This window comes from Pseudomonas sp. RV120224-01b (genome assembly GCF_003208145.1).
In the GTDB taxonomy this organism is placed as follows: Bacteria; Pseudomonadota; Gammaproteobacteria; order Pseudomonadales; family Pseudomonadaceae; genus Aquipseudomonas; species Aquipseudomonas monteilii.
Window position 1 is genome coordinate 1 of record NZ_QKMQ01000027.1, and the last position, 19,402, is coordinate 19,402.

Annotated in this window: 17 protein-coding genes and 1 pseudogene; 12 read left to right on the forward strand and 6 right to left on the reverse strand. The window is 62.3% G+C overall.

Going from position 1 to position 19,402, the window contains the following annotated elements; all coding sequences use genetic code 11:
• A pseudogene (locus N436_RS27590) lies at positions 1 to 275 on the forward strand (IS110 family transposase); the annotation flags it as partial.
• A gap of 79 nt (positions 276 to 354) precedes the next feature.
• Here the strand turns inward: N436_RS27590 and N436_RS27595 are convergent.
• From N436_RS27595 to csiR, 3 genes are all read right to left on the reverse strand, one after another.
• Positions 355 to 1,746 (reverse strand): HAMP domain-containing sensor histidine kinase, encoded by a 1,392-nt coding sequence (locus tag N436_RS27595; RefSeq protein WP_060499014.1) that lies wholly within the window; start codon positions 1,744 to 1,746, stop codon positions 355 to 357.
• Positions 1,724 to 2,404 carry a response regulator transcription factor gene (locus N436_RS27600; RefSeq protein WP_016714103.1) on the reverse strand — a complete coding sequence of 227 codons (681 nt, stop codon included), beginning with the start codon at positions 2,402 to 2,404 and terminating at the stop codon, positions 1,724 to 1,726. The genes N436_RS27595 and N436_RS27600 overlap by 23 nt, the downstream gene beginning before the upstream one ends.
• 74 nt (positions 2,405 to 2,478) lie before the next feature.
• Positions 2,479 to 3,174 (reverse strand): DNA-binding transcriptional regulator CsiR, encoded by a 696-nt coding sequence (gene csiR / locus N436_RS27605; RefSeq protein ID WP_110742431.1) that lies wholly within the window; start codon positions 3,172 to 3,174, stop codon positions 2,479 to 2,481.
• Between the two features lie 194 nt (positions 3,175 to 3,368).
• Here csiR and glaH point away from each other — a divergent pair, with 194 nt between their 5' ends.
• The 4 genes from glaH (at position 3,369) to N436_RS27625 (ending at position 8,236) form a co-directional block, all read left to right on the forward strand.
• Positions 3,369 to 4,346 (forward strand): glutarate dioxygenase GlaH, encoded by a 978-nt coding sequence (gene glaH, locus N436_RS27610; RefSeq protein ID WP_105948795.1) that lies wholly within the window; start codon positions 3,369 to 3,371, stop codon positions 4,344 to 4,346.
• 114 nt (positions 4,347 to 4,460) lie between these two features.
• Positions 4,461 to 5,711 carry an L-2-hydroxyglutarate oxidase gene (gene lhgO, locus N436_RS27615; RefSeq protein ID WP_105948794.1) on the forward strand — a complete coding sequence of 417 codons (1,251 nt, stop codon included), beginning with the start codon at positions 4,461 to 4,463 and terminating at the stop codon, positions 5,709 to 5,711.
• Positions 5,712 to 5,863: 152 nt separating this feature from the next.
• Positions 5,864 to 7,255: a GABA permease gene (gabP, locus tag N436_RS27620; protein WP_104834802.1), complete on the forward strand. Its 1,392-nt coding sequence runs from the start codon at positions 5,864 to 5,866 to the stop codon at positions 7,253 to 7,255.
• A gap of 87 nt (positions 7,256 to 7,342) precedes the next feature.
• Entirely contained in the window at positions 7,343 to 8,236 is an 894-nt protein-coding gene (locus N436_RS27625) for a PA4780 family RIO1-like protein kinase (RefSeq protein WP_105948793.1), read from the forward strand.
• A gap of 34 nt (positions 8,237 to 8,270) precedes the next feature.
• On the opposite strand, the gene N436_RS27630 is transcribed toward N436_RS27625, so the two are convergent.
• Complete coding sequence (locus tag N436_RS27630) at positions 8,271 to 8,912, reverse strand: TetR/AcrR family transcriptional regulator (RefSeq protein ID WP_110742432.1); 642 nt, start codon at positions 8,910 to 8,912, stop codon at positions 8,271 to 8,273.
• A gap of 126 nt (positions 8,913 to 9,038) precedes the next feature.
• Between N436_RS27630 and N436_RS27635 the strand changes: the two genes are divergently transcribed.
• From N436_RS27635 to hemB, 7 genes are all read left to right on the forward strand, one after another.
• Positions 9,039 to 11,075 carry an NADH:flavin oxidoreductase gene (locus tag N436_RS27635; RefSeq protein ID WP_110742433.1) on the forward strand — a complete coding sequence of 679 codons (2,037 nt, stop codon included), beginning with the start codon at positions 9,039 to 9,041 and terminating at the stop codon, positions 11,073 to 11,075.
• Between the two features lie 104 nt (positions 11,076 to 11,179).
• The gene (locus tag N436_RS27640; RefSeq protein ID WP_110742434.1) at positions 11,180 to 12,472 is read left to right on the forward strand and encodes a Xaa-Pro peptidase family protein; all 1,293 of its coding nucleotides are present in this window, start codon (positions 11,180 to 11,182) and stop codon (positions 12,470 to 12,472) included.
• Positions 12,473 to 12,496: 24 nt separating this feature from the next.
• Entirely contained in the window at positions 12,497 to 13,288 is a 792-nt protein-coding gene (locus N436_RS27645; RefSeq protein ID WP_177410907.1) for an amino acid ABC transporter ATP-binding protein, read from the forward strand.
• Positions 13,288 to 13,929, forward strand: coding sequence for an amino acid ABC transporter permease (locus tag N436_RS27650; RefSeq protein WP_105948788.1), 642 nt, complete (start codon positions 13,288 to 13,290; stop codon positions 13,927 to 13,929). The genes N436_RS27645 and N436_RS27650 overlap by 1 nt, the downstream gene beginning before the upstream one ends.
• Positions 13,926 to 14,594: an amino acid ABC transporter permease gene (locus N436_RS27655; RefSeq protein ID WP_105948787.1), complete on the forward strand. Its 669-nt coding sequence runs from the start codon at positions 13,926 to 13,928 to the stop codon at positions 14,592 to 14,594. The genes N436_RS27650 and N436_RS27655 overlap by 4 nt, the downstream gene beginning before the upstream one ends.
• A 33-nt stretch (positions 14,595 to 14,627) precedes the next feature.
• Positions 14,628 to 15,461, forward strand: coding sequence for an ABC transporter substrate-binding protein (locus N436_RS27660; protein WP_105948786.1), 834 nt, complete (start codon positions 14,628 to 14,630; stop codon positions 15,459 to 15,461).
• A gap of 162 nt (positions 15,462 to 15,623) precedes the next feature.
• A complete protein-coding gene (hemB, locus tag N436_RS27665; protein ID WP_013972900.1) occupies positions 15,624 to 16,598 on the forward strand; it encodes a porphobilinogen synthase in 975 nt (324 codons plus the stop codon).
• A gap of 53 nt (positions 16,599 to 16,651) precedes the next feature.
• Here the strand turns inward: hemB and N436_RS27670 are convergent, their stop codons facing one another.
• Complete coding sequence (locus tag N436_RS27670) at positions 16,652 to 17,986, reverse strand: MFS transporter (RefSeq protein ID WP_110742436.1); 1,335 nt, start codon at positions 17,984 to 17,986, stop codon at positions 16,652 to 16,654.
• A gap of 64 nt (positions 17,987 to 18,050) precedes the next feature.
• Positions 18,051 to 19,370, reverse strand: a complete 1,320-nt coding sequence (locus N436_RS27675) for an FAD-binding oxidoreductase (protein ID WP_110742437.1) — start codon at positions 19,368 to 19,370, stop codon at positions 18,051 to 18,053.
• Positions 19,371 to 19,402 lie beyond the last annotated feature (32 nt).

The following is a 19,402-nucleotide window of genomic DNA, read 5'->3' on the forward strand; positions in this document are numbered from 1 at the left end:
CAGCTCAAGCACTCAAGCAGGCTGCATCCAATGCTCGTAATGACAAGGGTTTCATTGGTGCATCGCACCGAGCCAGGCTGACTCGAATGGATACCAGCTGCGCCATCAAAGCCACTGCCCACCAGTTGGCACGACTGGTGTACAACCTGCTAACCAAGAAACAGGCTTATGTCGAAAAAGGTCTTGAGGAATTCGAAGCCAGGAGCCAAGACCGACAGGTCCGGGCTTTGCTTCGCAAAGCCCGGAAACTGGGGTACCAACTGGTGGCTGCCTGAGTGCTTAAAAAACAGTGGGTTGCATTTTGTTTGATGAGAGCTGGCTTGCCGGCGATGGGCCGCAAAGCGGCCCCCGTTTTTACTTGGCTAGCCCCGCCAGTGGGCAATGCAGCACCAACTTCGCACCACCCAACTCGCTCTCCCCAATCTCCAGCCCGAACCCATGCAGGTCGACGATCGCCGCAACGATCGACAACCCCAGGCCGAACCCGGCATGGCGATGGCCTTCATCGCTGCGATAGAACCGCTTCAACACCGCAGTACGCTCTTCCTCGGGAATACCCGGCCCACTGTCCTCGATGGCCAGTTGCAGGCGGTTGTCGTCCACTATCGCGCTAATCCCCACTTGCCCGCCTTCGGGCGTGAACTTGATAGCGTTGCCCACCAGGTTGGCCAGTGCCTCGAACAGCAGTTCGCGGTCACCGTGCAGAGCCGGCAGCTGCGCGGGCTGGTGCAATTCCAGATGAATACCACCATCTTCGGCCAACGGTAGGTAAAAGTCGTGCAGTTCGACCAGCAAATCATGCGGGTCCAGCTGAACGAACCCGGCCCGGCGCTGGCGGTCTTCCAGTTCGCTGATGCGCAACAACCCACGAAAACGTGCCATCAGGGTGTCGGTTTCGCCAATGGCCTGGTCCAGCGCCTCGGCTTGCGCAGAGTCCACATCGCTCTGCTGGCGAATGCGGTACAGCTGGGCGCGCAGGCGAGTCAGAGGGGTACGCAGGTCATGGGCAATGTTGTCGCAAACACCTTTCACCTCATGCATCAACCGCTCGATACGGTCGAGCATGGCATTGACGATGGCGGCCAGCATGTCCAGTTCGTCGCGCCTGGCCGACAAGGGCAGGCGATGCGTCAGGTCACCCGCGACGATAAGCTCGGCCTGGGCCTGGATCGCGCGGATACGCTTTAGCGGCCGACGGCGCAACAAATACCAGCCTGCAAAGCCTGGGATCAGCGTCAAGGAGATACCCCAGAGCAGGGCATCGAGAATAATCCGGGTCACCACGAACAGTGAGCCGTTATCGCGGAACAGTACCAGCCAGCGGCCATCTTGCACTTTGATCGCCACCGCATCGCAGCTGTCGCGGGGCAGGTGTGGGTCGTCGGCATCCAGGCAGCGTTTCAACTCATGGATCTTGCCGTCCAGCCTGAGCTCCGGGGGCAGGGCACGCACACTGCCGCCCATCGGGTTGAGCTGGGCGTCAAACAGGCCGTAGGCGTCGAAGCTGCGTTCTTCGAAGGCCTGGCTGGCGATCAGGGCGTCATCCAGCTGCTTGCCGCTCATGTGCGCGAACAGGTGCTGGCGTTGCAGCATGGAGTGGCGGGTGAGTTTGTTCAGGTAGCTGGACACCTCGAAATACAGCACCCCCATGAGGATGCTGCTCCAGGCCACGAACAGAAAGCTGTACAGCGCCAGCAGGCGGCTGGTCGAAGAGCTCCAGCCTTTAGACGGGTTCAGCAATGGCATAGCCGGAGCCCCGTACCGTACGGATCAGCGGCGACTGGCCGGGGGAGTCGATTTTCTTGCGCAGGCGGCCGATGTGCACGTCGATCAGGTTGGTGCCCGGGTCGAAGTGGTAGCCCCAGACTTCCTCGAAAATCATCATCCGCGTGATCACCTGGCCGCTGTGGCGCATCAGGTACTCCAGCAGCTTGTACTCGGTGGGCAACAGGTTGAGGGTATTGTCACCACGGCGCGCCTCGTGGCTGATCAGGTCCAGCTGCAGGTCGGCGACCTGCAGGCGGGTCTGGGTCATGGGCACGCTGTTGCGGCGCAGCAATACCTCGACCCGCGCCGCCATCTCGTCGGAGGCAAACGGCTTGGTCAGGTAGTCGTCACCGCCGGCACGCAGGCCGCGCACCCGCTCATCGACGTCGGAGAGGGCGCTGATCATCAGGATCGGCGTGGCGATCTTGAGGCTGCGCAGGGTGGTCACGATGGTCAGGCCGTCGACCTCGGGCAGCATGCGGTCGAGGGTGATCAGGTCATAGCCGCCGGCAATGGCTTTGGCCAGGCCTTCACGGCCATTGTCGGCCCAATCCACGTCCAGGCCGTGGCTGGTAAGTTCGGCGACGATTTCCTGGCCGGTGACGGCGTCGTCTTCGATGGTCAGTACGCGAGGCATGCTGGTTCCTGGGCATCTAATAGAGATTTGATTGTGCCAAAGAATAGACAACCGGCGATTTAAGAAAAATTCATCTAGCGTGCGCCGATACCCTCGGCATGCATGATCTGCGCAATGATCGGCACCGGCGTCATCAGGTGCGAGCGCATCATGGCGCTGGCGCGCTTGGCGTCGCGGGCGAGAATCACCTCCACCAGTGCCGCATGCTCCTGGCGCTTGAGCTCCAGCGCCTGTTCGGAAAACACCGTCTGCGTCAGCCACAGGTGGCGATAACGCTCGGCCTGGTCGAACAGGTAGGTGCGCGCCTGCAGCAGGTGCTTGGAACCGCAGCCCGAGGCAATGGCGGTATGAAACGCCTTGTGCCGTTCGTCCCACACATCCAGGCGCTGTTCGCGGGTTTTTACTTCCACGACCTTGGCCAGTGTATGCGAGTGGGCCAGCACTGACGCCTCCCAGGCGTCATCACCGCGCTCGATGGCCAAGGCAATGATCATCGCCTCCAGGTTGGCGCGGGCATCGTAGATGTCGTTCATCTCTTCCAGCGACATGGGCGCCACCCGGTAGCCTTTCTGGCTGATGGCGTTGACCAGGTGTTCGGCCACCAGTTGCGACAGCGCTTCGCGCAGCGGGCCCACGCCCAGGTCGTAGCGTTCCTTCAGGGCGCTCATCAACAGTTTTTCACCGGGCTTGAACACGCCACGGATGATGTCCTTCTTGAGCCTCTCATACCCGCTGAATGCTGAGTTTTGTCGGGGGGCGAGCGCTTCCAAGATCCTGTTCCTCAAAACGTTTTGGCGATCATACCGAAACCCTCTGCGGACGAAAAACAATGGACAATAATGAGTAATGGCTATGAAAGATAAAAATGTAGACATTTTTGTTGAGTGGCGATATTTTTAGCTCGCCCGCACTGATCCAGGTCATCACTGGATAGCGCCAACCACCTTTTTGCCAGGACACTGCCATGAACGCCTTTACGCAGATCGACGAACTTGTGATGCCGCTGCCGCTCGAACCGCGTGGTTACACCATCGCTCCCTCGAAGCAGTCGCCGCGCCTGCTGGAACTGACCTTTGCCCGCGAAACTGTCGACGCGTTCGTCCAGGCCGTCGCCCAATGGCCGGTGCAGGCGCTGGAGTACAAGTCGTTCCTGCGCTTCCGGGTAGGCGAAATTCTTGATGAGCTGTGCCAGGGCACCTTGCGCCCCGTGCTGCTCAACACCATCCTCGACCGCACGACCGGCGGCATGCTGATTACCCCGATCGGCCTGGATGACGTGAGCCAGGCCGAGGACATGGTCAAGTTCACCACCGCCTGTGCACACCTGATCGGCCGTTCCAACTACGACGCCATGAGTGGGCAGTTCTATGCGCGCTTCGTGGTGGTCAACAGTGACAACTCCGACAGCTACCTGCGCCAGCCGCACCGGGTCATGGAGCTGCACAACGACGGCACCTTCGTGAACCAGATCACCGACTACGTGCTGATGCTGAAGATCGACGAAAAGAACATGGAAGGTGGCAACTCGCTGCTGCTGCACCTGGACGACTGGGAGCAGTGCGAGGAATTCTTCCGCCACCCGATGGCACGCCGCGAAATGCGCTGGACTGCGCCACCCAGCAAAAAGGTTGCCGAGGATGTGTTCCACTCGGTGTTCGACACCGATGGCGAAGGCCGCCCGACCATGCGCTACATTGACCAGTTCGTGCAGCCGGAAAACTACGAGGAAGGTATCTGGCTGAACGCCTTGTCCGACTCGCTGGAAGGCAGCGAGAAAAAGGTGTCGGTACCGGTAGGTGTAGGCAGCTTCCTGCTGATCAACAACCTGTTCTGGCTGCATGGCCGCGACCGCTTCACCCCGCACGAGGGCCTGCGCCGTGAGCTGATGCGTCAGCGTGGTTACGTCGCCTTCCCCAAACCGCTGTACCAGCGCGGGCAATAATCAAGGGTGCCGGGCGGGCGCCCGCCCATGCGCTTTTGCAAAAAAACGATGCCACCAAGGCCCGCGCGGGCCTTGGTGAGCCAGCCAGGCAATGCCTGCGTGTGAGGTAAGGCTGTGTACGATTTCATCATTATTGGCGGTGGCATTGTGGGCATGTCCACGGCCATGCACCTGATCAAGGTCTACCCGGACGCGAAGATTCTCCTGCTGGAGAAGGAGTCCGGCCCGGCTCGCCATCAGACCGGCCACAACAGCGGCGTGATTCACGCCGGCGTGTATTACACCCCCGGCAGCCTCAAGGCGCGTTTCTGCCTGGAAGGCAACAAGGCCACCAAGGCCTTCTGCACCCAGCACGGCATCCGCTTCGATGAGTGTGGCAAGTTGCTGGTGGCTACCAACGACCTGGAAATGCAGCGCATGAAGGCGCTGTGGGAGCGTACGGAAGCCAACGGCCTGGAACGCTACTGGCTGTCAGCAGACGAGTTGCGCGAGCGCGAGCCAAATATCGTAGGTATGGGTGGCATCTTCGTGCCGTCCAGCGGCATCGTCAATTACGCGCAAGTGACCGCCGCCATGGCCGCAGACTTCCAGCGTGCCGGTGGCGAAATCCGCTATGGCGCCGAGGTGGTCGGCTTGCAGGAGCAGGCCAGCGAAGTGATCGTACGCACGCAGCGCGACGAGTTCCGCAGCCGTTTCCTGGTAACGTGCTCGGGCCTGATGGCCGACCGCGTGGTGAGCATGCTGGGCCTGCGCACCGAGTTCGTGATCTGCCCGTTCCGTGGCGAGTACTACTTGCTGCCCAAGCAGCATGACCAGATCGTCAACCACCTGATCTACCCGATTCCTGATCCGTCGATGCCGTTCCTGGGCGTGCACCTGACCCGCATGATCGACGGCACCGTCACCGTCGGCCCCAACGCCGTACTGGCAATGAAGCGCGAGGGCTACCGCAAGACCGACGTCAGCCCTGGTGACCTGTTCCAGACCCTGACGACCCCCGGCATTCTCAAGGTACTGGCGAAGAACTTCCGCCCGGGCCTGATCGAGATGAAAAACTCGCTGTTCAAGGGCGGCTACCTCAAGCAGGTGCAGAAGTACTGCCCGAGCATCACCAAAGCCGACCTCACGCCGTACCCGGCCGGCGTACGCGCCCAGGCGGTGTCGCGTGACGGCAAGCTGATCGACGACTTCCTGTTCGTCAACACCGCGCGCAGCGTCAACGTGTGCAATGCGCCGTCGCCGGCCGCCACCTCGGCCATTCCGATCGGCGCCTACATTGTCGAAAAGGTGTGCGAGCAGGTCAGCCTGCAAGGGGGCCACGTCCCCAAGGCTGATCGTGCAGCCAGCCAGCGGGCTGCCAGCTGACACACCCGTAATACGTTTTGCGGTCTCCTCTTACTCAACCCGAACTGCCCTACTCACCATTTAGGGCAGGGCGGGCTTTTTCGCGCCTGCGTCGGTGATCGTGCCAGCCGACGGCCCCTTCGCGGGCATGACAAAAACAACAAGGTAGCGCCATGCAAACCCACAAGAACAATTTGAGTCATGGATTGAAATCACGGCATGTCACCATGCTGTCCATTGCCGGCGTGATCGGTGCAGGCCTGTTTGTCGGCTCTGGCCGTGCCATTGCTGAAGCCGGGCCGGCCACCATTCTGGCCTACATCCTGGCCGGTGGCCTGGTAGTGCTGGTGATGCGCATGCTGGCCGAAATGGCGGTTGCCTCGCCAGATACCGGGTCGTTTTCCACCTATGCCGACCTCGCCATCGGCAAATGGGCCGGCTACACCATCGGTTGGCTGTATTGGTGGTTCTGGGTGCTGATCATCCCGATCGAAGCCAACATCGCCGCCACCATTATCAATTCCTGGGTCCCGCAACTGGAGATCTGGGTACTGTCGCTGGTAATCACGTTGCTGCTGACCGCTACCAACCTGTTCAGCGTGAAGAACTACGGTGAGTTCGAGTTCTGGCTGGCACTGGTCAAGGTGGTGGCTATCGTCAGCTTCATTGCGCTTGGCGTATGCGCCATTTTCGGTTTGTTGCCGGGTTCCGGCGTCAGCGGCGTCTCGCGGCTGTGGGACACCGGCGGTTTCATGCCAAATGGCTTCGGCGCAGTGCTCAGCGCCATGCTGATTACCATGTTCTCGTTCCTCGGTGCCGAGGTGGTGACGATTGCGGCAGCCGAGTCTGACGAGGCGGGCAAGCATATTTCCAAGGCCACCAATTCGGTGATCTGGCGGATCACGCTGTTCTACATCCTGTCGATCTTCATCGTTATCGCACTGGTACCGTGGACCGACCCGCGCCTGGCCACCGAAGGCTCATACGTGACGGTGCTGGATACCCTGGGTGTGCCAAATGCCAAGGCCATCATCGACTTCGTGGTGCTGACATCGGTGACCAGCTGCCTTAACTCGTCGTTGTACACCGCCTCGCGCATGGTCTATTCGCTGAGCCGTCGCGGTGATGCTCCGGCTTGCGCCCAGGTGACCAGCCGCAGCGGCACACCAGTGGTAGCGGTGCTGCTGTCTACCGGCGCTGCGTTCCTGGCGGTGATTGCCAATTACCTGGTGCCGGCCAAGGTGTTCGGCTTCCTCATGGCAAGCTCTGGTGCCATTGCCCTGCTGGTGTACCTGGTAATCGCCGTTTCCCAGCTGCGCCTGCGCCAACGCTTGACTGCACAGGGCAAGACGTTGGGTTACCGCATGTGGCTGTTCCCGTGGCTGACCTGGGGCGTGATCCTGTTCATCAGCGGCGTATTGGTGCTGATGCTGTTCCGGCCGGATCACCGCCTTGAGGTGGTGTCGACCATGGTGCTGGCGGTGCTTGTGGTGTGTTCCGGCCTGCTGGTCACGCGGCGCCGGGCACGCGCTGTGCCAGTGAATAGCGTAGGGCAGGGTGCCTGACACGTCTGGTCTGAAGACAGACGAGCAAGTCGCATCAGGCTGTGAGAGGATGTCCGCCATTGCAGCCAGGACCCCGAACACAGCCTGATGAAGACACCCAAAAGAATCGAACCCCTGATCGAAGACGGCCTGGTCGACGAAGTACTGCGGCCGTTGATGAGTGGCAAGGAGGCCGCCGTGTACGTGGTGCGCTGCGGCAGCCAGGTACGTTGCGCCAAGGTCTATAAAGAAGCCAACAAGCGCAGCTTCCGCCAGGCCGCCGAGTACCAGGAAGGCCGCAAGGTGCGCAACAGCCGTCAGGCCCGGGCCATGGCCAAGGGCAGCAAGTACGGCCGCAAGGAAGCCGAAGACGCTTGGCAGAACGCCGAGGTGGCGGCGCTGTTCCGCCTTGCCAGCGCGGGCGTGAGGGTGCCCAAGCCTTACGACTTCCAGGACGGCGTGCTGTTGATGGAGTTGGTAACCGATGCCGATGGCGATGCCGCGCCAAGGTTGAACGACGTGCACCTTGAAGCCGAGGATGCCCGTACGTTCCATGCCTTTGTCATTCGTCAGATCGTCTTGATGCTGTGTGCCGGGCTGGTGCATGGCGACCTGTCGGAGTTCAACGTGTTGCTGGGCCCGGACGGGCCGGTGATCATCGACTTGCCACAGGCGGTGGATGCGGCGGCCAACAACCATGCCTTCAACATGCTGCAGCGTGATGTTGACAACATGGCCCACTATTTCGGGCGTTTTGCGCCGGAGCTGAAAAGCACCCGGTATGCGCAGGAAATGTGGGCGCTGTACGAGGCCGGTGACTTGCTTCCCGACAGCCCATTGACTGGCGTGTTCGAGGATGACGAGCATGAAGCTGACGTGACGGGGGTCATGCGCGAGATCGATGCTGCCCGCATGGATGACGCCCGCCGCCGTGCAGCGCGGGCCGAAGCCGAGCATGGGCCGGCCAAGGCAGAAGAGCCGACGCCGCCCTGGTTGCAGTAAGACGTTGCAGGTGCTCTAGCCTGCGGCGGGCTGATCAGCTTGCCGCAGGCACATAGCCGTTGCGCTGGTAGAACCGTTCCAGCTCATGGGCTGCCGGCTCTTCCCCGGTGAAGATGCGCAGGTACTCGGGGATGAAGCGCATGCGGTACTCCAGCGGCTCGATGGTCTTCATGCTGATGTAGCCGATCTGCGCCAGGTAGATCGAGCGCGCACGCGTGGCGGCAGCGTCCTCGCTGAAGCCGAAGCGGTCGAACATCTGCTTCAGGGCCTCCATACGCACGGCATCGGCTTGCTTGATTTCTTCAGCCACTTGCTCTGACTGCAACGCCCAGCTGCGCATGGCGAATTCACACTGTGAGTCGAACAGCGCGCTGTTCAGCCAGCAGTCGAAAACATTCAGGATTGCCTCGGTAATCGAGGCGGCATAGGCCTGCGTCTGGTTCACCAGGTTGTGGGTGTTCTTGTGCTTCCACTGCTCGATAAGCGCCGCCAGCAACGCTTCGCGGTCTTCGAAGTACCAGTAGAAACTGGTGCGGGCAAGGTTGAGTTTTTTGGCCAGCGGTAGCACGCGCACCGCATCCACCCCCGATTCCTTTAGGGCTTCGAAGGCGGCGTTCAGCCAGCTTTCGATCGAGCCGCGGGCGCTGCTTTCTGGTGGGGTCGTGGTCATGTTCATAGGCGCATTGTTCCGTATCCATGGGGGCCTGGCAAGCTCAATGTACACCACTGTCGAATTTATTGACACCTGTGTACATGATGGCTAATGTCGATTTTGCCTGATGACCTGAATGCGAGAACGACCATGTCCAATGATCCGTTGCTTCAGCCGTACCAACTCAAGCACCTCACCTTGCGTAACCGCATCATCACCACCTCCCACGAACCGGCCTACCCGGAAGAGGGCATGCCCAAGCAGCTGTACCGTGCCTACCATGTGGAGCGGGCCAAGGCCGGCGTGGCCATGACCATGACGGCAGGCTCTGCGGCCATTTCCCGCGACAGTCCACCCGTGTTCAACAACGTGCTGGCCTACAAGGACGAAGTGGTCGGCTGGATGAAAGACCTCACCGACGAATGCCACGAGCATGGCGCGGCGGTGATGATCCAGCTTACCCACCTGGGCCGCCGTACCCGTTGGGACAAGGGCGACTGGCTGCCCGTGGTGTCGCCGTCGCACAACCAGGAGCCGGCGCACCGGGCGTTCCCCAAGCGCCTGGAAATCTGGGATATCGAGCGTATCGTCAAGGACTACGCCGATGCCGCCGAGCGCATGAAGGCCGCCGGGCTGGATGGCATCGAGCTGCAGGCATATGGCCACCTTATGGACCAGTTCTGGTCGCCACTCACCAACGAATTGCAGAACGTTTACGGCGGCTCGCTGGAAAATCGCCTGCGCTTTACCTTCGAAGTACTCACGGCCATTCGCCAGCGGGTGGGTAATGAGTTCATCGTCGGTATCCGATACACCGGCGATGAAGTACTGGCCGGTGGGCTGACCAAGGACGAAGGGTTGCAGGTTTCCCGGTTGTTGAAGAACAGCGGCATGATCGACTTCCTCAACGTGATCCGTGGCAACATCGCCACCGATGCCGGCCTGACCGATATCATCCCGATCCAGGGCATGCGCAACGCGCCGCACCTGGACTTTGCCGGCGAAATTCGCTCGTTGACCGGCTTCCCCACGTTCCATGCGGCGAAGATCCCGGACGTGGCCACCGCCCGGCATGCCATTGCCGCAGGCAAGGTGGACATGGTCGGCATGACCCGTGCGCACATGACCGACCCACATATCGTGCGCAAGATCATCGAAGGCCGCGAGGACGATATCCGCCCTTGCGTGGGCGCCAACTACTGCCTGGACCGCATCTACCATGGTGGCGCAGCCTACTGCATCCACAACGCCGCCACCGGCCGCGAAACCACCATGCCGCACGAAATCCCCAAGGCGGCGCAGCGGCGCAAGGTCGTTATCGTCGGCGCTGGCCCTGCGGGCCTTGAGGCAGCGCGTGTAGCGGGCGAGCGTGGCCACGATGTGGTGGTGTACGAAGTGGCCGACAAAGCCGGTGGGCAAATTCGCCTGACCGCGCAATCGGAGCGGCGCAAAGAGATGATCAGCATCATCGACTGGCGCCTGGCCCAGTGCGAACGCCTGGGCGTGACGTTCCACTACAACGTCTGGGCCGACAGCCAGATCATTCTTGATGAAGCGCCCGATGTGGTCATTGTCGCCACGGGCGGCCTGCCGCACACCGAGGTGCTGGAGCAAGGTAACGACCTGGTGGTATCGAGCTGGGACATCATCTCCGGTGACGTCAAACCCGGGCGCAACGTGCTGGTGTACGACGATGCAGGCGACCATGCCGCACTGCAAGCCGCGGAGTTCATCGCGCAAAGTGGTGCCCGCACCGAAATCATGACCCCCGACCGCACCTTCTCGCCCGAAGTCATGGGCATGAACCTGGTGCCCTACATGCGCGCCCTGCAACAACTGGACACCACCTTCACCGTGACCTGGCGGCTAAAAGCGGTCACTCGGAGCGAAGACGGCCTGCTGGCAACCATCGGCACCGACTACAGCGAGCTGCGCCAGACCCGTCTGGTGGACCAGGTGGTGGTCAACCACGGTACCCGGCCATTGGACGAGCTGTACTTCCAGCTGTGCCCGCTGTCGAGTAACGAAGGCGCGGTGCAGTACCTGGACCTGATCGCCGGCCGCCCGCAGGCCGTGGTACGCCGTGACGATGGCCGCTTCCAGTTGTTCCGCATTGGTGATGCGGTGGCCTCGCGCAACACCCACGCAGCCATTTATGACGCCTTGCGCCTGGTCAAGGACCTCTGACCCGTGCGCCGTAAAACAATAAAAAACAGCAACGCCTGATTTTCGCTTCCTTGTTACTGCCCTGGCTCCAACAACGACAACGATATCCAGTGGAGAGTGTAACCATGCACATCGGTACCCGACCGAGCCCTGCGCCATCCCTGCAGTTTCGTGACGATCCCAGCGTAACCGGCCACGCCTTGGCCCCTGTTGACAGCGAGTTGCTTGCCGCCCAGGCCGCAATCGACCGTAAAGCCCTGCGCCGCTACCGGCTGGAGCGCATTCGCCAGCAACTGCGTGCCCATGACTATGGCGGCATCCTGCTGGCCGACCCGATCAACATCCGCTATGCCACCGACACCAACAACCTTGGCTTGTGGGTCATGCATTCGCCCAGCCGTTATGTGTTCGTGCCCACCGAAGGCCCGGTGGTGCTGTTCGAGTTCACCAGCAGCCGGCATAACAGCGAGCATGTCGAAACCATTGACGAGATCCGGCCTGCGTTGCCCTGGCTGTACTTTCTCGCAGGCCCCCGCGTCGATGAAAAGGCGGCGTTGTGGGCGGCCGAAGTAGCCGAGCTGATGGTCCGCCACAGCGGCGGCAACCGCCGCCTGGCCGTGGACCGCTGCGACCCCTGGGGCGCCGAGAAACTCAAGGCCAGAGGTATCGAACTGTTCGATGCGCAACCTTTGATGGAGCAGGCGCGGCTGATCAAGTCGGCCGAGGAAGTCGCCAGCCACCGGGTGTCGATGGCCGTCTGCGACCTGGCCATCGCCCGCATGCGTGCCAGCCTGCAGCCAGGCATTACCGAAAACCAGCTGTGGAGCATCCTGCACGGTACCAACGTGGCCCAGGGCGGTGAATGGGCCGAAAGCCGGTTGCTGAGCTCTGGCCGGCGCACCAACCCGTGGTTCCAGGATGCGACCGACAAGGTCATCGAAGCGGGCGAGATGGTCTGCTTCGATACCGACATGGTGGGCCCCGGGGGGTACCTGTCGGACATCTCGCGCAGCCTCGTCTGCCCCGGCAAGCCGGTAACCGCGGCCCAGCGCGAGTTGCTGGACATCGCCAGCCAGCAAATCAGCCACAACGTCGAACTGCTGCGCCCCGGGTTGTCGTTCCGCGAGTTTGCCGAGCGTTGCTGGCCAGTACCGCACAAGTACGAACACAACCGCTACATGATGATGTTGCACGGCGTTGGCCTGGTCGATGAATACCCTAGCGTGGCCTATGCCGTGGATTTCGCTGAGTGGGGTTACGACGGCCTGTTCCAGGAAAACATGGTGGTCTCGGTAGAAAGCTACATCGGCGAGCGGGGTGGACGCGAAGGGGTGAAGCTGGAGGAACAGGTGCTGATCACCGCCCTGGGCGCGGTCAAGCTGTCGAGCACGCCCTTGGTCGATGACCAGCGGTCTTGAGCGGAGGATCTGCACATGAACCCGATGAGTGTTCCCCTGCGGCAGGTGCCGCCCGTGCCATCACCCAAGCCCGCATTCCTGCGCCTGGAGTCGATCCATAAGCAGTTCGGCCCTTACGAGGTGCTGCACGACGTCAACTTCGAGATGAGCAAGGGTGAGGTGGTGGCCATCATCGGCCCCAGTGGCTCGGGCAAGAGTACGTTGCTGCGTTGCATCAACCAGCTGGAGCCACCGACCCGCGGGCGCATCCGTCTGGACGAGCTGGATATCGACGCTGCCATGCCCCTGCAGCGTGCCGACCTGCTGAAACTGCGCCGGCGCATTGGCATGGTGTTCCAGTCGTTCAACCTGTTCCCGCACATGACCGTGCTGCGCAATGTGAGCCTGGCGCAAATCCGCACGCTTGGGCGCAGCCAGCGTGAGGCCGATGCGCGCTCCATGCAGTTGCTGGAGCGGGTAGGGCTGGCCGACAAGGCCGGGCACTATCCAGCGCGCTGTTCCGGTGGCCAACAACAGCGCATCGCCATTGCCCGGGCGCTGGCACTCGAGCCTGAGCTGATGCTGTTCGATGAACCTACCTCGGCGCTAGACCCAGAGCTGGGCCTGGAGGTGTTGGCGGTGATGAAGGAACTGGCCAGCGAAGGCATGTCGATGATCGTTGTCACCCATGAGATGCACTTTGCCGAAACGGTGTCTGACCGGGTGGTGGTGATGGCGGATGGGCGCATCCTTGAGCAGGGGGCGAGCGCCCAGGTGATGAGCCAGCCGCGCCATGAGCGGGTGGTGAAGTTTCTCCAGGCCGTGAGGGACCGCTGATGAACGACATACTGCTGATGTTGCTGGCCGGTGTGCCGTGGACGTTAGGGGTGACCCTGTGTGCGTTTGCGACCGGTGTGGTGCTGGGCTTTCCGCTGTGTGCGCTTCGCATGGCCAAGGCCCGGGGACTGGCGGCTCTGGGTGCGGCCATCGTACTGACCTTGCGTTCGATCCCGCCGATTGTCTGGCTGTTCTTCATCTTCTTCGGCATTGGGGGTGGCTATGTCAGCCTGTCGCCGTTTGTGGCAGCAACGGTGGGCCTGGGCCTGATCACCGCGGCGCAGATGGCCGAAGTGTACCGCGGTGCGTTCGCAGCGATTCCCGATGGCCAGTACGAGGCGGCGCATGTGCTGAACCTGTCATCTGCGCAGCGCTTTTTCGATGTGGTGCTGCCGCAGTTGACGCGTATCTCCATTCCTACGGCGGCCACCTATGCCATTGGCCTGCTCAAGGATTCGGCGGTGGCATCGACACTGGGCGTGGCAGACATCAGCTTCCAGGCCTACCAGGTGTCGCAGCAGACCTTCCAGGGGCTGGGCGTATACAGCGCTGCGGCACTGGTGTACCTGGTGCTGAGCGTGCCAGTGGCGTTGGCGTCGCGCTGGTTGTCCGGCACCTTGCAACGGAGGATCAGCCTGTGAGCGAACTACTGAGCCTGTGGGCCGAATGGTTTCCGGAGTTGTGGAAGGGTTTTGTGCTGTCGTTGCAGGTGACGGCGATCAGCCTGGTGCTCGGTGTTGCGCTTGGCTTGCTGCTGGCCCTGGGCGTCAGTGCCAAGGGCAGGGTGGTGCGCTACCCGGCCTTGGTGATTGTCGAGCTGGGGCGCGGTGCGCCGGCCTTGATCCTGCTGCAGTATTTCTACTTCGGCTTGCCCTCGGCAAACCTCACCCTGAGTTCGTTCTGGGCTGCGGCATTGGCACTGGCCTACTGCACCGCCGCATACACCAGCGAGATCATCCGTGGCGGCCTGGAGGCGGTCGCCCGTGGCCAGCACGAGGCCGCCGAGGTGATCGGCCTGGACCGCGCCGACGCACTGCGCTACGTGATCCTGCCCCAGGCCTTGCGGGTGGCGCTGCCGTCGTTGCTGGGCTTCTCGATCATGATGTTCCAGGCCTCGTCACTGTGCTTCACCATCGCCTTGCCAGAAATCGTCAGCCGCGCGTCGGCCATCGGCTCTTCGACCTTCCAGTACATGCCGGTACTGGTGCTGGCGGGGCTGATGTATGCGGCCGTCTGCGCACCGGCAAGCCTGGGCGTGGCCGCCCTGGAAAGAAGACTGGCGCCCGGCCAGCACGCAAGCTCCTGAACCCTGCCTGCCCTCAACATTGCATAGGTACCCGTGATGAAACCATTCAAGCGCGTCACCCGTTGGTTGGCCCTTTGCGCCGCCGTTGCCGGCAGCGCCCAGGCCATGGCCGAGTGCAAGCCAAGCCACAGTTTCGAAACCCTTACACCTGGTGTGCTGACCGTGGCTGCGTGGGTGTTCCCGCCTTACTCCGTGCCTGGCCCGAATCAGGAACTGGGCGGAGTGGACGGGGAGATCATCAAGCAGATCGCCGCCCGCGAGTGCCTGTCCATCAAAGCCAGCGTGCTCGACCCGGCAGCGGCGATCCAGTCGGTGGTCACCCGCCGTGCCGACGTGGTCATCGGCGACTGGTACCGCACGGTGGAGCGCGGCAAGGTATTGGGGCTTTCGGCGCCGCTGTACCTGGATGTGATGGGCATTATCTCGAAGCAGGGTTATGCCACGGTCGGTGAGCTGGAGGGCAAACGGGTCGGCACCGTGCAGGGCTACCTGTGGGTCAACGACCTGAAGAAGGTGCTGGGTGATAACCTGGTGCTGTACCCCAACCCGGTGGCCATGGCGCAGGACCTGGCGTCCGGGCGCATTGAGGCCGGTATCGACAGCCATGCGGTGGCGGTGGTGTCGCAGCAGAAGGGGGCCTACCAAGGGGCGAGCATCAAGGTGTCTGCGCCTGACCCTCGGGTGAAAGCCACCGAGCAGCCGGGGCAAACAGCTATCCCTTATATGCTGAGCAATACCGAACTGGGCAAGGCGCTGGATGCCAACATTCAGGCATTGCATGGCAGTGGCGAGATTGCGCGGATTCTCGAAGCCCATGGGCTGGACCGGCAGGCCGCAGAAGTGGGGGCACCGCGGCTGGTGGAGTGAATTCTCCTGTGTCGACCTCTTCGCGGGCATGCCCACGAAGAGGCCCTTGCGGGCAAAACCCGGCCATTGCCATTGACGCAAGACACAATCTCGTCATTTAGCCTTTTCACTGGCGCGCGACAGGCATAAGGTATACGCCGTTCAAAATGCCCTGGAGCTGTCATGTCCAACCAATTCCCGTCCGTTCGTCCCCGCCGCCTGCGCCAGAACGAGTCCCTGCGCACGATCTTCCAGGAAACCGAGTTCCGCCTGGAAGACCTGATCCTGCCGATCTTCGTCGAAGAGGGCATCGATGACTTCGTGCCGATCACCAGCATGCCCGGTGTCAATCGCATCCCCGAAAAGCTGCTGGCCCAGGAAATCGAGCGCTACGCCCGTGCCGGGATCAAGTCGGTGATGACCTTTGGCGTATCGCACAACCTGGACGCTGTTGGCAGCGACACCTGGAACGAAAACGGACTGGTTGCGCGCATGTCGCGCATCTGCAAAGACACCGTGCCGGAAATGGTGGTGATGTCCGACACCTGCTTCTGCGAATACACCAGCCACGGCCACTGCGGCGTGCTGCATGACCACGGTGTGGACAACGACGCCACCCTGGCCAACCTGGGCAAGCAGGCGGTCATCGCCGCCGCTGCCGGTGCCGACTTCATCGCTCCGTCGGCGGCAATGGACGGCCAGGTACAGGCTATCCGCAGCGCGCTGGATGGCGCCGGTTTCCATGACACGGCGATCATGGCCTATTCGACCAAGTTCGCCTCGTCGCTGTATGGCCCGTTCCGTGAAGCCGGTGGTACCGCGCTGAAGGGCGACCGCAAGAGCTACCAGATGAACCCGATGAACCGCCGCGAAGCGGTACGCGAGTCGCTGCTGGACGAGCAGGAAGGGGCAGACGTGCTGATGGTCAAGCCGGCTGGCGCCTACCTGGACGTGATCGCCGACATCCGCGCCGCGTCGCGCCTGCCTCTGGCGGCGTATCAGGTGAGCGGCGAGTACGCGATGATCAAGTTCGGCGGCCTGGCCGGTGCCATCGATGAAGGCCGGGTAGTGCGTGAAAGCATTGGCGCAATCAAGCGTGCCGGTGCTGACCTGATCCTGACCTACTTCGCCATGGACCTGGCCCGCGAAGGTATCTGACACCAGGCCTTCAGGTATGAAAAAGCCGCTGCACATGCAGCGGCTTTTCTTTTTTACAGCGCTGCCGCTTCCTGCAGGCTCATCGACTTGGTCTCGGGTGCCAGCACCAGTGACACAGCCAGCCCCAGCATGGTGATCGCCGCTGCAGCGAACATCGTGTTGGCGATGCCGTAGTGTTCCAGCGAAATCGGTACCAGCCAGGTACCGATGGCCGAGCTGAAGGCCGCCAGGGAGGCGCCCATGCCCACCGCGAATGCGCGGATTTCGGTGGGGAACAGCTCGTTCGGGTAGACGAACTCCAGCACCTGGGCACCGCCAATGAACAGCGCGTAGGCACCGAACAGCGACAGCACCACCCAGCCCTGTGCATCCGGGAACAGGCCCAGCCCCAGCAGCGCCAACCCCGACCACAGGAAGCTGTGGAGGATGATGGTGCGTCGGCCCAGGTAGTTGATCAGCCAGGTGGCGATGATGCAGCCCAGTACCAGGATCAGGGTGATGCCCATCGAGCCGTAGGCGGCCAGGTTGCCGGTCAGTTGCAGGGCCTGGAACAGCTTGGGCACGAAGGCATACACGGCGAACAGCGGGATCACCGCGCAGGCCCAGAACATCACCACGAACAGGATGCGTTTGCCGTAGCCGGCGCGCAGGGCGCCGATGAATGACATGGCCTCGCCCGGGGCGCTGTCATCGCTGATGTTGCGCAGCGAGAAGTCACGCCCGTACACCTTGCGGATGACTTGCTCGGCTTCTCTGCGGCGGCCTTTGCTCAGCAGCCAGCGTGGTGACTCCGGGGTACCCAGGCGGGCGAGCAGCAGCAGGCCGGCAATGATTGCCGGGCTGGCCATGACCGTGCGCCATTGTTCCGGGCCTGCGTCGGCCAGCATGAAGTTGCCGGCGATGTACGCCAGCGCGGCGCCGACGAACCACAGCACGGTCAGCAGCGAGAGCCGCGAGCCACGGGACTTCTGCGGAATGAACTCGGTCAGCAGCGAACCGGCAGCGGTGTATTCGATGCCGACCGCCAGGCCGCACAGCAGGCGCAGCAGCGACAGGGCCAGCGGGTCTTGAACCCAGAGCATGGCCACGGACGACAGCATGACGATGGCCGGGGCGACGAAGAACAGCTTCTGCCGGCCCATGCGGTCGGTCAGCCAGCCACCGAAGAAGCCGCCGGCGAATACGCCGAGCAGGGCCATGGCGGCGACCATGCCTTGCCAGAAGCCGCTCAGGTGTAGCGAAGCCGACATGGGAAGGGTAGCCACGCCGATGATGCTGAGGATGTAACCGACCATCACCCAGCCCAGCCCGGTACGCAGGGTGAGCAGTTGATGGAAGCTGTTGATTTCAACGTCGTCGATCATGACGGGTTGGGCAGTGGAACGCATGATTTTCTCTTGATCTGGTAATAGTGCAACGCAAGGCAGATGGCGGGCCTGGTAGCCCGCGTGGTCAGACTTCCAGGCCGGCGCGGAACTGGCCCCACTTGAGCACCGAGTTCACGCCAATGGACAGGAACGGCTGCGGCGGGGTCTTGTTCGGGCCTGGCGACGACAGCAGGAAGTCGATGTGCTCGTTACGTTCGCCAGCCAGCCAGTCGGCCAGCAGCTTGCCGGTGGCGGTACCGCGGGTGATGCCCAGGCCGTTGCAGCACAGCGCGCCGTACACGTTCGGTGCCAGCTGGCCGAAGAAGCCTTCGTGGTTTTCCGACAGGCAGATGGCGCCGCTCCAGGAGTATTCGAACTCGACATTCCCGAGCATCGGGAAGCGTCGCTCGAACGATTTGCGATGGGTCGGCAAATGGCTCTGCAGGGCGTTGGCGCGTGGGCGGCCGTCCGGGTAGAAGTTGAAGCTGTTGCGGATCAGGATGCGGTTGTCGGCGGTGCGGCGCACGGTGCTGCCGAACGGGTGCGCGGGGATCACGCCCCAGACCGGCTGGCCACCCAGGCGGGCTTGCTCTTGCTCGGTCAGCTGGCGGCTGAGGCTGGCGTACAGGAACGTCGGCAGCAGGCGGCCCTTGAGGAAACCGAATGCCGAGGCAAAGCCGTTGTTGGCCAGGATCAGTTTGTCAGTGACGATGGTGCCACGGTCATGCACCAGGGTGATCCTGTCGCCCTGGTCGATCGAGGTGATCGGCGTGTGTTCGTACAGGGTGACGTTGGCCGGCAGGTTGTCGGCCAGGCCCTTGACCAGCGCCGAGGGCTGCAGCAGCAAGGTGCCGGGGATGTGCAGGGCCTTTTTGTAGTACGAGGTGCCAATGTGTGCAGGCAGGTCCTGCTCGTCGATCAGGGTGGAGCTGCAGCCGATTTTCTCCAGGCCACTGCGGTAGGCCTCGAGGATGGCAATGCCCTTGGCGCCGACGGCGGCCTGGTATTTGCCGGAGTCAGACATCTGGCAGTCGATGCCGTTGCGCTCGACGATGTCGCGCAGGTAGTCCTGACCGAGGGTATTCAGGCGCAGGATCTTGGTCGCGACGGTGACGTCGCCGATGTAGTCCTTGGCGCCGATGTCATGCGGCACATCGATGGCGAAACCGGCATTGCGGCCGGCGGAACCAAAGCCGACTTCCTGGGCATCGACCAGCACGATCTCTTCATTGGGGAAGTTCAACGCCATCTGGCGCGCCGCTGCCAGGCCGGTCAGGCCTGCGCCGATGATGGTCCAGCGCGCTTCCTTGCGACCCGAATGGCCCGGGCGCGGCTGACGCTTGGGGCTGGTGTGGTACCAGCCCGGACGGGCGTCATCGCCAGGCAGCGAAGTTACTTTTTGCATTTATCTACTCCGGTTAACGATCTTGCACGGTG

What these genes read in the sequence shown, in the direction of transcription:
- N436_RS27650 (WP_105948788.1), top strand. Translation starts at nt 13,288, where the DNA reads ATGAACGACATACTGCTGATGTTGCTGGCCGGTGTGCCGTGGACGTTA.
- hemB (WP_013972900.1), top strand. Translation starts at nt 15,624, where the DNA reads ATGTCCAACCAATTCCCGTCCGTTCGTCCCCGCCGCCTGCGCCAGAAC.
- N436_RS27595 (WP_060499014.1), bottom strand. Translation starts at nt 1,746, where the DNA reads ATGCCATTGCTGAACCCGTCTAAAGGCTGGAGCTCTTCGACCAGCCGC.
- N436_RS27645 (WP_177410907.1), top strand. Translation starts at nt 12,497, where the DNA reads ATGAGTGTTCCCCTGCGGCAGGTGCCGCCCGTGCCATCACCCAAGCCC.
- glaH (WP_105948795.1), top strand. Translation starts at nt 3,369, where the DNA reads ATGAACGCCTTTACGCAGATCGACGAACTTGTGATGCCGCTGCCGCTC.
- gabP (WP_104834802.1), top strand. Translation starts at nt 5,864, where the DNA reads ATGCAAACCCACAAGAACAATTTGAGTCATGGATTGAAATCACGGCAT.
- N436_RS27670 (WP_110742436.1), bottom strand. Translation starts at nt 17,986, where the DNA reads ATGCGTTCCACTGCCCAACCCGTCATGATCGACGACGTTGAAATCAAC.
- N436_RS27625 (WP_105948793.1), top strand. Translation starts at nt 7,343, where the DNA reads ATGAAGACACCCAAAAGAATCGAACCCCTGATCGAAGACGGCCTGGTC.
- N436_RS27640 (WP_110742434.1), top strand. Translation starts at nt 11,180, where the DNA reads ATGCACATCGGTACCCGACCGAGCCCTGCGCCATCCCTGCAGTTTCGT.
- N436_RS27675 (WP_110742437.1), bottom strand. Translation starts at nt 19,370, where the DNA reads ATGCAAAAAGTAACTTCGCTGCCTGGCGATGACGCCCGTCCGGGCTGG.
- N436_RS27600 (WP_016714103.1), bottom strand. Translation starts at nt 2,404, where the DNA reads ATGCCTCGCGTACTGACCATCGAAGACGACGCCGTCACCGGCCAGGAA.
- N436_RS27630 (WP_110742432.1), bottom strand. Translation starts at nt 8,912, where the DNA reads ATGAACATGACCACGACCCCACCAGAAAGCAGCGCCCGCGGCTCGATC.
- N436_RS27635 (WP_110742433.1), top strand. Translation starts at nt 9,039, where the DNA reads ATGTCCAATGATCCGTTGCTTCAGCCGTACCAACTCAAGCACCTCACC.